General features: G+C 70.4%; 5 protein-coding genes. 4 read left to right on the top strand and 1 reads right to left on the bottom strand.

Going from position 1 to position 13,022, the window contains the following annotated elements; genetic code table 11:
* Positions 1 to 92: 92 nt before the first annotated feature.
* Entirely contained in the window at positions 93 to 821 is a 729-nt protein-coding gene (gene rph / locus O7626_RS04750) for a ribonuclease PH (protein WP_278059616.1), read from the top strand.
* Positions 818 to 1,432: an RdgB/HAM1 family non-canonical purine NTP pyrophosphatase gene (gene rdgB, locus O7626_RS04755; RefSeq protein ID WP_278059618.1), complete on the top strand. Its 615-nt coding sequence runs from the start codon at positions 818 to 820 to the stop codon at positions 1,430 to 1,432. The genes rph and rdgB overlap by 4 nt, the downstream gene beginning before the upstream one ends.
* Positions 1,433 to 1,449: 17 nt before the next feature.
* Here the strand turns inward: rdgB and O7626_RS04760 are convergent, their stop codons facing one another.
* Positions 1,450 to 5,235, bottom strand: coding sequence for a ricin-type beta-trefoil lectin domain protein (locus tag O7626_RS04760; protein ID WP_278059620.1), 3,786 nt, complete (start codon positions 5,233 to 5,235; stop codon positions 1,450 to 1,452).
* A 337-nt stretch (positions 5,236 to 5,572) separates the two neighbouring features.
* Here O7626_RS04760 and O7626_RS04765 point away from each other — a divergent pair, with 337 nt between their 5' ends.
* Both O7626_RS04765 and O7626_RS04770 read left to right on the top strand, forming a co-directional pair.
* On the top strand, positions 5,573 to 11,995 hold the full coding sequence (locus O7626_RS04765) for an RHS repeat-associated core domain-containing protein (RefSeq protein ID WP_278059622.1): 6,423 nt from the start codon (positions 5,573 to 5,575) through the stop codon (positions 11,993 to 11,995).
* Positions 11,996 to 12,005: 10 nt separating this feature from the next.
* Positions 12,006 to 13,007: a DUF6346 domain-containing protein gene (locus O7626_RS04770; RefSeq protein WP_278059624.1), complete on the top strand. Its 1,002-nt coding sequence runs from the start codon at positions 12,006 to 12,008 to the stop codon at positions 13,005 to 13,007.
* The last annotated feature ends 15 nt before the right edge of the window (positions 13,008 to 13,022 follow it).

The following is a 13,022-nucleotide window of genomic DNA, read 5'->3' on the forward strand; positions in this document are numbered from 1 at the left end:
GAGTGGCGAATCCGTGGGAGCCGAGAACCCGCCGGATCCGGCATCCGGACACCCTCGGACGGGGCGTTCGGGCGAACACATAGGCTGCGGGGATGGCGCGACCTGACGGGCGGCAGCCCGACCAACTCCGACCGGTGACCCTGACCCGACGCTGGAGCATCCATCCGGAGGGATCCGTCCTCGTCGAGTTCGGCGACACCCGGGTGCTCTGCACGGCCAGCGTCACCGAGGGGGTGCCGCGCTGGCGCAAGGGCTCCGGCCTGGGCTGGGTCACCGCCGAGTATTCGATGCTGCCCCGCTCCACCACCACCCGGTCCGACCGGGAGAGCGTCCGGGGCAAGGTCGGCGGCCGTACCCACGAGATCTCCCGGCTGGTCGGCCGGAGCCTGCGGGCCTGCATCGACCTGAAGGCGCTCGGCGAGAACTCGATCGTGCTGGACTGCGACGTGCTCCAGGCCGACGGCGGCACCCGGACCGCGGCCATCACCGGGGCGTACGTCGCGCTGCACGACGCGGTGAACTGGCTGGCCGACCGGAAGGCACTGGCCGGCAAGCCGGCGAAGGTGATGCACCGGTCGGTGGCGGCGGTGAGCGTCGGCGTGCTGGAGGGCGAGCCGAGGCTGGACCTGAACTACGTCGAGGACGTGGCGGCCGAGGTGGACATGAACGTGGTCTGCACCGGCACCGGGGACTTCGTCGAGGTGCAGGGGACCGGCGAGGCCGGCGTCTTCGCCCGGGACCAGCTCGATGCGCTGCTCGACCTCGGGGTGGCCGGCTGCGCCGAGTTGACCGAGGCCCAGCGGAAGGCGCTGGCCGGATGACCCGGGTACTGCTGGCGACCCGCAACGCCAAGAAGCTGACCGAACTACAGCGGATCCTCGACCAGGCCCTCGGGGCACGGCGGGTCGAACTGGTCGGGCTGGCCGACGTCGAGCAGTACCAGGAGGTCCCGGAGACCGGGTTGACCTTCGGGGAGAACGCGCTGCTCAAGGCGCGCGAGGGCGTCAAGTGGACCAACCTGCCGACGATCGCCGACGACTCCGGGCTGGCGGTGGACGCCCTGAACGGCATGCCCGGGGTGTTCAGCGCCCGCTGGTCCGGCCGGCACGGCGACGACCGGGCCAACCTGGAGCTGGTACTCGCCCAGATTTCGGACGTGCCGGACGAGTACCGGGGCGGCGCCTTCGTCTGCGCGGCCGCCCTGGTGCTGCCCGGCGGCAAGGAGCACCTGGTCGACGGCCGGCAGGCCGGGCGGCTGCTCCGGGCACCCCGGGGTGAGGGTGGCTTCGGCTACGACCCGATCTTCCTCGCCGACGGGCAGGACCGGACCAACGCCGAGCTCTCCCCGGCGGAGAAGGACGCGATCAGCCACCGGGGTAAGGCGTTGCGGGCCCTGGCCAAGGTGATGGCCAGGACCCTCAACGTGAACTAGCTACCGCGAGGCGGCGGTCAGGTCGACGGCATCCAGCGCTGCGCGTTGGTGCCGTTGCAGTCGTGGATCCACAGTCCGGTGCCGTTCGTGGTGTCCGAGCCCGGCACGTCCAGGCAGCGCCCCGACACCGGGTTGACCAGGCTGAAGTTCGGCCCGATCCGCCACTCCTGGTTGGTGGCCGCCCCCGCCTGGCAGGCGTACAGGTGCACCGGTGACTTGTTGGCGGTGGCGTAGCTGGCGACGTCGAGACAGTACGTCGCGATCCGGATCCGCCCGTCGCCGAGCATCGACCAGATCTGCGACGTGTCGCCGCCGTTGCAGTCCCAGATCTGCACCCGGTTGCCGTTCGCCAGGACGCCCCGGTCGTTGTCCAGGCACTTGCCGGCGAACATCGACCGGACCAGCCCGATCCCGCTGCCGTCCAGCCGCCAGTCCTGGTTCTGCCCGCCGTGGCAGTCGTGGATGTACAGCTGGGCGCCGTTGCCGAGCGGTGTCGGCGCGTCCAGGCAGCGGCCGGAGGAGGGGTTCACGAGCGACCCGTTCGGGCCGGGCTGCCAGCGCTGCCCGGTGGTGCCGGCACAGGTGTAGAGCTGCACCAGGGTCTTGTTCGCGGTGCCGTTGCCGGTCACGTCCAGGCACTTGCCGGCGATCCGGACGGTACCGTCGCCGACGACCTGCCAGACCTGCGAGTTGGTTCCGGCGTTGCACGAGTACGCCCAGATGATGTTGCGGTCGGTGCTGGCACCGCCCTTGTTGTCCAGGCAGAACGCGCCGGCCATCGCGGACCGGAGCAGGCCCCTGGCGCCGGTCGGGTTGGCCACCGGCGCGGCCAGGGTGTTGCTGCCGGTGTTCAGCCGGCCCTCGACGGAGCTGTGGCCGCGGTTGGTCCAGAGGTCCGGCCGGCCGTCCCGGTTGACGTCGGTGCCGTCGATGACCGGGGTCGACGCCGAGTCGAAGCCGCTGGTGGCGTAGACGGTGACCGGGCCGCCGGTGACCCCGGCCGGGGTGCCGGTGGCGGTGTCCCCGGTGAGCAGCTCCAGCCGCCCGGTGCTGTTGGTCCGGGCGAAGAGCGCCGGGTTGGCCCCGACCGCGGCGGCGGTGATGGTCCGGCCGGTCCAGCCGGTGCTGAGCACGATCGGCGAGTCGTACGCCCCGGGCGGGAAGCCCGGCGGATAGAGGTAGAGGACGTCGCCGACGACCACGTACAGGTCCGGCAGCGGCGAGCCGGTGATGCTGGGCCAGGGCGACGCGACGATCTGGTCGACGACCTGGTTGCCGGCCTCGCCGTCGACCCGGGGCAGCTGGATCCGGATCCGGTCCACCGGATCGAACGCGCTGCCGTCGCCGGCACCGGGCAGCACGTGCACGTTGCCGTCGGCGTCACTGCGTGGCAGCCGTACCAGCAGGTCCTGGGCACCGTCGCCGTTCAGGTCCAGCGGGCTGACCGTCGAACCGGTCCAGTCGACGAGCGCGCCGGTGCTGCCGGCACCGCCGGGCCCGTCCGTGCCGACCTGGACCGCGGTCTCCACTTTTCCGGTGCCGTCGGCGGCGGCGTACAGCCACGCCCCGGGCCGGAAGACGGTGCCGACCGAGAGGTGGTCGGGACGGCCGTCCCCGGTGAAGTCACCCGGTGGGGCGGGTGCGGTCGGCGCGTCGGTGCTGAACCGGTAGCTGCTGACCGGGCCGGGGTTGCCGGCGCCGTTGATGGCGTAGACGTACAGGATGTTCGGGCCGAACCGGCGGGGCGTGATGCTGACCGTGGTGGCGGCGTTGTCCGGCTGCGCTGGCAGCAGGGTGCCGCCCCGGAACGGGCCGTAGGACTGCGGCACCGTCGCCGGTGGCGCGGTGTTCAGGCTGTAGACGTAGCTGATCGGCGGGTCGGTGCCGGCCGGCGGGGTGAAGGTGAAGCTGCCGGCGGTGCCGACCGGCGCCCCGGTGGTCCCGTCCGGGTACGCCGTCGAGCTGACCGCCGGTGGCGCCGGTTGCCGGCTGTTGAAGACGAACCGGCAGGTCGGGGTCGCCGGGCTGGTGTCCTTGCCGTCGTACGCCTTCACGTACCAGGCGTACCGCTGCCCGTCGGTGAACTGGCCGGCCGGCAGCGTGACCGAGGCGACCTTGTTGTTGCTGACCGTGACCTTGGGCGAGGCGACCGTCACGCCGGTGGTCTCGTTGACGATGCTGAACTGGCCCTCGAGCTGGGTCTGGGCGCCGTCGGGGTCGGAGAGGTTCGCCGAGAAGGTCACCGAGGTGTTGCCGATCTGCCCCACCGGGTTGCTGTTGCACGGCACCGACGGGCTGGTGGCGTAGCGGTCCGGGGTACGCGGGATCGAGTTGAAGGTGATGGAGATGGTCGGGTTGTTCTGGAACTTCCGCCAGGCGTCCCGGTTGCCCTCCTGGTCGTTGATCAGGCCGAGGGTGGCGGTGGACCACTTGCCGGAGGCGGCGCTCTTGATCAGGCCGAGCACGTTGAAGTCGTGCTGCTTCGGGTTCTCGCTGCCGTCGCTGCGCCAGTTGCCGGCGAGCTGCCGGGTGTCCAACTCCTCGTACCGGGTGGGCTGCCGGTTCCAGGTCGTCGAGCTGTTGATCACGCCGACCCGGTAGACGGTGAACCAGAACGAGTTGCTGTTGTTGGCCGACCAGACCGACTTCGTCTGGAGGGTGGCGCTGATGATGTTGGCGCCCCAGAGCGCGCTCGCCACCGGGAACTGGAAGTACGACCGGCCGATGTAGTACGGCGACTCCCAGCCGTTGTAGCCGACCCGGGCCCGCCCGGAGTTGTTCCAGTACGAGTTGTCCTTGCGGGAGCTGTCGACGTACGTCCACGCGTTGCGGGTCGGTGCGGTCGAGTTGGCGTTCCAGGCCGGGTCCAGATAGAGCGGGTAGCGCACGGCCGGGTCGGCGAGCAGGCTCGGGTCCGGCGAGAGGGTGAGCGCGTCGCCGCTGACCCGGGCGGTGACCGCGGCGCGTTTCGCACCCGGGCCGGGTTCGGTCGGGGTGGACCGCTCCGGCGCGCCGGCCCGGCTCGCGTCGGCCGTCCGCGCGCCGGCCGGAGTGCTGCCGGAGTCCCAGATCTCCGGGGCGGGGGCGCTGAACACGGTGCGGCCGTACCCGTCCTCGGCGGCCAGGCTCCCGTCGGGCTGGGTGCGTACCGTCGCGTTGCGGGTGACGAGCGGCAGGGTGAGATTCCGGACCGCCGGGTCGGCGGCGGCCGTCGCGTTCTTGATCACCAGCGCGTGTGCGAAGCCGCCCTGTTCGTTGGCGGTGACCACCAGGTCGACCCCGGGCAGCACCGCCGGGTAGGTCGCGGTGGCGCCGGAGACCGTCGGCGTCGGCAGCCGGGACGGGAACCGCAGGCCGAGTTCGCTGTCGCCGTTGGTGATCAGCGCGAACGGGTCGGTGCCGCCGCCGGAGAGCACCAGGTCGTTCGGGGTGGCGGCCGGGCTGTAGCTCCCGTCGGGGTTGCGCCGCAGGGTCGGGTCGAGCGCCACCCATCCGCCGTCCCGCTCGACGCGTACGGGTCGCGGCGCGACGTCCATCGTGAAGGTGCCGTCCGGGTTGGCGACGGTCCGGGTGGTGGCGGTGGTCGCCGAGCCGACCTCGACCGACTGGCCGGTCGCTCTGGCCTCGGCGGCGGCCCGCTCCGTCTCGCCGAGCCGGCCGACCGGGGTCGGCTGGCGGACCGGCGCCGGCTCCGCCAGCGCGGCGGCCGGTGCGGACACCACCGTCCCGGAGGCGGCCAGTACGAGGCCCAGGGTGGCTACGGCGCCTGGTCGAAGAAAGCGTCTGAAGGCATGGTCAGTCATTCAATCCCCCGTTGCGTGCCGAGATAAAGCGATTGCGACTGTCTGTCCGAATAGGGCAGCAGATGTGACAGGACGATGTGGACCCTGCGGGCCGCACGATATGGCTCCGTCGCGGAAAAGTCGAGAGTTACGCATTTAGATAGCTGGACGGTAGAGTCCGGCCACCGCATCGCAGACCACGGGGGTAGTCAAGATGACGAACGCTGTCCAGGAGCCGGCCGATCGACGTCCGTCAGCCGTCCACTCTCGACGTACGAGATCCGGCGGGAGCGGTTTTTCGAGGGCCGGACGCCGGTTCGCCTCGTACCGCCGCTGTACCGGATCCGGCCTCGGCCTGGTGCTGCTGGCCACCCTCGGCCTGGCGGCGATGCCGCCGGATCCGGCGTCGGCCGCCCCGGCGTCGGCCGAGCAGCGCTGGACCGGGGTGCGGGGCACCCCGATGCCGCCGGCGCCGGAGCGGAAGCCGAACTTCGGCGAGCGCTGGGTGGCGCCACCGGTCAGCTGGCCGGGCGCCGGCACCGCCACGGTCGACCTGGCCGCCGGTCCGGCCGCCGGCAGGTCGTCCGCCGCGAGCGCCGCGGTGGACGCCGGTGAGCTGCCGGTACGCGTCGCGAAGGCGACCCCGGACGGGCCTTCGGGGCTGCGGCTGACCCTTACCGACCGGGCGACCGCCCGGCGTACCGGCGTGGACGGCCTGCTGCTCCGGGCCACCCCGACGACGGACCCGGGCACCTCCGGCCGGGTCCGGGTCTGGGTCGACCCGGCGGGGATCGTCGGCGAGTACGGCGGCGACTGGGCCCAGCGACTCCGCCTGGTGGCGCTGCCGGCGTGCGCGGCGAGCACGCCGGAGGTGCCGGCCTGCCGGGTGCAGACCCCGCTGCCGACCCGGAGCGAGGACGGCCGGCTGACCGCCGAGGTGACGTTGCCGGCCACCCGGTCCGGCCCGCGGGCCGACCGGACCGCACCGCAGCACCGGGAGGCCGTCTTCGCGGTGACCGCCGGCGCGGCCGGCAACTCCGGGGACTACAGCGCGACCCCGCTCAAGCCCTCCGGTTCGTGGACCGCCGGTGGCCACTCCGGCGACTTCGGCTACAGCTACCCGGTCGACCTGCCGCCAGTGCCGGGCGACCTGTCGCCACAGGTCGAGCTGAGCTACTCGGCCCAGTCGATCGACGGCAAGCAGGTGTCCACCAACAACCAGTCTTCGGCGATCGGCGATGGTTGGGATTATTCGCCGGGTGCGGTGGAACGGACCTACCGGACATGCGCCGACGACTCGGCGGCGCCGAAGGTGAACGACTCGTGCTGGGCCGGCCCGATCGTCAGCGTCTCCTTCGGAGCCGGTGCCGGCGACCTGGTCTACGACGCCACCGTGCCGACCAAGTGGCGGCTCTCCAGCGACAACGGCGTGAAGGTCGAGCTGCTGCCCGGTGCCGACAACGGCAGCCACGACGGCGAGCACTGGAAGATAACCACCCAGGACGGTACGCAGTACTGGTTCGGGAAGAACAAGCTGCCCGGACACAGCGGCAACAACCCGACCACCAACTCGGCGTGGACCCAGCGGGTCTACCACCCCCGTTCCACCGACCCCTGCTACAAGTCCAGCGGTTTCGCCAACTCGCACTGCGAAATGGCCTACAAGTGGAACCTCGACTACATCGTCGACCCGCACAAGAACGCGATCGCGTACTACTACGGCACCGAAACCGGCTACTACGGGCCGAACAAGAGCTTCACCCCGGTCAAGTACGTCCGGGGCGGATATCTCGACCACATCGACTACGGTCTGCGCGACCCGAACCCGTACGCCGGACGTGCACCGGGCCGGGTCCAGTTCAGCTACGCGGAGCGCTGCGTCGAGTCGGACACGGTCTGCGCCCCGGCGAACATCGACAAGGACAAGGCCAAGTGGCCGGACACGCCGTACGACCTGAACTGCAAGTCGACGGGCGACTGCTACATGCACTCGGTCACCTTCTGGAGCCGGTTGCGGCTCACCGCGATCGCCACCCAGGTCAACAACGGCACCGCACACACCACTGTGGACACCCACAAGCTCAGCCACACCTTCCCGGCACCGGGTGACGGCACCAGCCCGGCGCTCTGGCTGACCTCGATCCAGCACACCGCCGGCACCGGCGCGGACGCGGTCACCCTGCCGGCGGTGACCTTCGAGCCGACCAAGCTGCCGAACCGGGCCGACGGCATCGACGGCGCCCCGGCGATGAACCACAACCGGATCTCGACGATCACCACCGAGACCGGCGAGGTCGTCGGGATCGGCTACCGCACCGAGTGCACCGCCCCGGTCACCCTGGCACCGGAGAGCAACACCAAGCTCTGCTACCCCGTCTACTGGACCAAGGAGGGCGAGGACAAGCAGACCCTCGACTGGTTCCACAAGTACGTGGTCGACGAGGTCACCGACCAGGACCCGACCGGCGGCAGCACCCCGGTCTACACGAAGTACGACTACCTCGACGGCGGCGCCTGGGCGTACGACGACAGCGAGATCGTCAAGGACAAGCACCGCACCTACGGGCAATGGCGGGGCTTCGGCCGGGTGCAGGTCCGCACCGGCGCCGGGGTCGACCAGAAGACGCTCACCGAGACCGTCTACTACCGGGGGCTGGACGGCGACCGGCTGCCGAACAACGCCAGGCGCAGCGCCAAGGTGAAGCTCTCCACCGCGGTCACCGTGCCGGGGGCCACGGCCGAGGTGCCGGACCAGCCCCAACTGGCCGGTTCGATCCGGCAGGTCCTCCGGTTCGAATCCGACGGCGGCCCGGTGCACGACACCACCGTCACCGACTACTGGGTCAGCCCGGCCACCGCGACCCGGAAGCGCTCGGTCGGCGACCTGACCGCGCACATGGCGCGGCCCGCCTCGACGAAGACCACCACGGCGATCACCTCGACCAACCCGACCAGCTACCGGACCACCCGGACCGACACCACGTACTCCACCTCGACCGGGTTGCCGACCGTCGTGCACGACTACGGCGACGTCAGCCAGCCGAGCCAGGCCACCTGCTCGGTCACCACGTACGCGCCGACGAACACGACGGCGTACATCGTCGACCAGGCCGCCCAGACGGAACTGTTCGCGCTGCCCTGCGGCGGTTCGGGGATCAACGGCCAGACCGCGCCCGCCTCGGTGAACCGGCCCGCTGACGTGATCTCCAGCACCCGGGCCTTCTTCGACACCAAGACCTACGCCACCACCTGGCCGCAGCCGGCACCGAGCATCGGCAACGTCAACGTGGTGCAGCACTACACCGAGGACGGCCACGTCGTCGTCGCCAAGACGCAGTACGACGACTACGGCCGGCCGGTCGAGTCGTTCGACGCGAACGGCAACAAGACCAGCACCACGTACACGATGACAAACGGTCTGACCACGTCGGTGCTCTCCACCAACCCGCGCAAACACGAGACCCTGACCACGCTCGAACCGACCCGTGGACTGGAAATCGAGGAGGTCGACGAGAACGACCTCAAGACGACCCAGCGGTACGACGCACTCGGCCGGCTGGTCGGGGTGTGGTTCCCCGGCCGGAGCCTCAGCCAGGGCGCGAACGAGAAGTACGACTACACGGTCTCGAACTCGGTCCCGTCGACGATCACGACGTCGAACCTGAACGACGACGGGACCTACCGGGTCGAGGTGGAGTTCTTCGACGCGCTGGCCCGGCCTCGGCAGAAGCAGTCGTCGACCCCGGTCGGAGGTCGGCTGCTCAGCGACTCGTTCTACGACTCGCGCGGCTGGCTGCGGACGGCGAACAACGACTACCACGACAGCGCCAGCACACCGAACACCGAGATGCTGGACATGCGGGGCAAGGACCAGCAGATCCTCAACCAGGATCTGATCACCTACGACGGGGTGGGCCGCAAGACGCTCATCGTGTCGCGGTCCAAGGGCCAGACGAAGTGGCAGACCCGGTCGATCTTCGGCGGTGACCGGACGACCACCATCCCGCCGGACGGCGGCACCCCGACGACGGAGGTGGTCGACGGCCGTGGCCGGGTGGTGGAGCGGCTGAGCTACCAGTCGATGCCGTCCGTCTCCGGCTCGGTGGTCAGCGGCGGTAACCCGGTGAAGATCAGCTACCGGTTCGACCGCCGGGGCAACCCGGACCGGGTCACCGACGACGACAACAACTCCTGGACCACCACCTACGACCTGCGCGGGCGTGCCGTGCAGCGGGAGGACCCGGACGCCGGCACCAGCGAGCTGAGTTACGACGCGAACGGCAACGTCACCTCGACCAGGGACCCGCTGGGTCGGACCGTCACCACCAGCTACGACGAGCTGGACCGGCGGACCGGCGAGTACGAGGGGCCCAGTACGACGGCGCCGCCCCGGGCCATCTGGACCTACGACTCGACGACCATCACCAACGGCATCGGCGAGGTGGCCAGCGAGACCAGCTACGACAACGGGAAGGCGTACGTCTCCGCGCCGAGCGGCTACAACGTCTGGGGCGAGGAGGTCGGGGTCAACGTCACGATCCCGAGCGACCCGGCCAACGGCAGCCTGGCCGGCACCTACACCTTCACCCGGGAGTTCACCACGACGAACGGGTTGTTGAAGAAGTCGCTCTTCCCGGCCGGCGGCGGCCTGCCGGCGGAGACGGTGAACCACACCTACACCGCACTCGACCTGCCCTCCGGGGTGGGCAGCTCGCTCGGCAACTACGTCGACTCGACCAGATACAACGCGTTCGGGCAGGTGTCGCAGAGCAAGTTCGGCTTCGGCACCACCAACACCGCCTGGACCAGCTACGTCTACGACGAGCACAGCAAGCGGCTGCGCAACACGTACGTCGACCGCAACGGCACCGGCACGTCCCGGATGAACGACGTCGTCTACGAGCACAACGCCGCCGGCAAGGTCGTCAAGGTCGTCGACGCCCGTAACGCCGGGGCGCAGCGGGAGACCCAGTGCTTCCGCTACGACCTGCTCGGCCGGCTCGGCACCGCGTGGACCGCGAACGACGACTGCAGGGTCGACCTCTCGGCCGGGGGCAGCAACGCCACCGTCGGCGGAATCACCCCCTACTGGACGAGCTGGACCTACAACGACGTCGGCGACCGCACCAGGGAGGTGCAGCACGCCCTGCCCGGCGAGAGCGGCGACACCACCACGAACTACAAGTACCCGACGGGCGGTGCGCAGCCGCACGCGGTCCGCTCCGAGGAGGTCAGCGGCCCGGCCGGAACGAGCACCCGGACCTTCCAGTACGACATCCTGGGCAACAACACCGGCCGCGGCACCCCGGACCGGGGCAACCAGACCCTCGACTGGAACACCGACGGCCGGCTGACCAAGGTGCGCACCGGTGCGACCACCGACGCGACCTACGTCTACGACGCCGACGGCGAGCTGCTGCTCCAGCGCAACCTGAAGGAGAAGAACGCCACCCTCTATCTGCCCGGCCAGGAGCTGACGCTCGACACGGCGAGCGGCACGGTCAGCGGCCGGCGCTACTACACCGGTGCGGACGGCACCACCTGCGTCCGCAGCGGCACCGCCGCCGGGGCGTACAGCTATCTGGTCAACGACCGGCTGGGTACCGCCACGCTGACCCTGGACAACAACGGCACCAACCCGAAGTGGCGGGCGTTCACCCCGTACGGCGCGCCACGCGGCAGCGCACCGGCCAACTGGCCGAACAAGCGCGGCTACCTCGGCAAGCCCACCGACGAGGTGACCGGGCTGACGGTGCTCGGCGCCCGGCACTACGACCCGGCGGCGGGGCGGTTCGTCAGCGTCGACCCGATCCTGAACACCGAGGACCCGAACCAGATCGGCGGCTACACGTACGCCGGCGACGATCCGGTGAACCGGTCCGATCCGGGCGGTACCAACGCGTACGACAGCCAGACGCCGTGCGCCAGGTACAACTGCGGGTACGGCAACTACGACCGCTCGGAAACCGCCAGCCCGAACAAGACCAACACCGCCGCGAACGGCTGGCCGGGCACCAAGTACTACCACTCGAACGGCGCGCCGAAGCAGCGGAGCAAGAACAAGGGCGGTGGCAACAACGGCGGCAACAAGAGCGCGCCGCCGAAGAAGAAGAAGAAGTGCAACTTCCTGTGCAAGGCCAAGGGCGGCTGGGACGCGAGTGTCCGCTGGGCGAAGCGGAACCCGGACCTCGTCGGGGTCATCGCCGGTGTCGCCGTCGGCCTGACCTGTACGGCGGTCACGATGGGAACAGCGACGCTGGCCTGCGGCGCACTGGGGGGTGCGGTCGGCTCGGGCATGACCTCCTATCTCAAGGGCGACAGCCTCGGGAAGGTGGCGCTGAACACGGGTCTGGGAGCCGTCATGGGCGCAATCGGCGCCGGGACCACAAGCATCCTGGGCGAAGTCGCGAAGAGGGCCATCGTCAAGACGGCGGCCAAGGCCGGGGTGACGCGAATATTCAGCAAGGGATGGCAGACGGCCGGCCGAGGAAAGCTGCTGCCCTCCGGCAGGACCATGCTCCACGAGCTCAAGACGGCGGTGAGTCCCTCCCACTACAAGAGGGCCTTCACGGCCAGGAAGGAAATGAGGAGCATGGCGAAGAAGTTCGGAATGAAACCGAGCTCTTTGACCAGAGGCGTGCTCAAGACTGATGGATGGGCGATGGGCGTGGGCGGTGTCGTGGGCGGCTACCTGCCCGCGAGCATCAGCGACTTCTCCAAGCTCGGACAGTTCAACCCGTGGGGAGGGCTCGGCGGGGCCGCCCCCGGCATCAGGTCGTAACGTCGGTCCGGTGCATACCCGCGGGAAGACGTTCCTCGCCGCGATCGCCAGCTACGTCATCGGTCTGGTCGTCTGCGGGACGCTCCTCGGCGTACGAAACCTGTACGCCGGGGAGCCTCCCCGGGTCTCCGGTGAGCGGGTGACCGGCACCGTCCAGGTCGGCGCGTGCGATCGGGTCGGTCCGGCCAGCGCCGCTGGCTTCGGTTACTGGTGGTACTGCGAGATCACGGTCACCCTGCCGGACGGGCGTGCCGTGGCGGCGGTCGTCGGCCCGTCGGTCGTCACTCCCGACGACCGGGGCCGGCCACCCGCACTGGTCGGCTACTGCTCCCGCACGGAGCCGGACGACTGCTCGTTCACCCGGGAAGGCCGCAACCTGTTCCTCGGCCTTCTCGGGTGGTTCGCCATGCTGCTGTCGTTGGCGGCGCTGGTCTGCACCGCGTTCGTCGGTGGCACCGCCCTGCTCATCGCCCTGCTCGGCCCCGCTCGGGTCGAGCGATGGTTCGGGAGGCGGTCACCCGAGGCGGCACAGACCCCGCCGCCCGCCGAACCCTCGCCCGACGATTCGCCGTACGAGCCGTTGGGCGCGCTGCCGCCGGGCACCGGCTCGCTGCGGATCCGTTTCTGGTATCCGGAACCGGCCACCCAGGTCTACCAGCAGGCCCGACCGAGGCTGTCGGTCGACGCCACGGACCTCGACGTGCTGAACTGGTCCACGCACCGCTTCCCGCTGGCTCCGGGGCCGCGTCGGATGGAGGTGTCCGCCGTCCTCCCCGAGGGCGCCGTGTTCGGCACGGTAACCGAGACGGTGACCGTGCTCGACGGCGTCGAGACAGTCGTCGACTACGAAGCTCCGGCCAATCTCACCAGCTCCGGCGTGCTACGGGTCGGGGCGGCTCAGGACGATGCCGGCACCGCCTCGGTGGGGGACTGGAAAACCAACGGCCGGTTCCTGCTCGCGGTGGCCGCCCTCAATGTCGGGCTCTGCTGGCTGCTCTCGATCCTCCGCTGAGGCCCGGGGGCCCGG

Origin of the sequence: Micromonospora sp. WMMD1102 (genome assembly GCF_029626265.1) — a bacterium.
Lineage (GTDB): Bacteria > Actinomycetota > Actinomycetes > Mycobacteriales > Micromonosporaceae > Plantactinospora.

Excerpts from the sequence above, each read along its gene's own strand:
- O7626_RS04760 (WP_278059620.1), bottom strand. The coding sequence starts at position 5,235 with ATGACTGACCATGCCTTCAGACGCTTTCTTCGACCAGGCGCCGTAGCC.
- rph (WP_278059616.1), top strand. The coding sequence starts at position 93 with ATGGCGCGACCTGACGGGCGGCAGCCCGACCAACTCCGACCGGTGACC.
- rdgB (WP_278059618.1), top strand. The coding sequence starts at position 818 with ATGACCCGGGTACTGCTGGCGACCCGCAACGCCAAGAAGCTGACCGAA.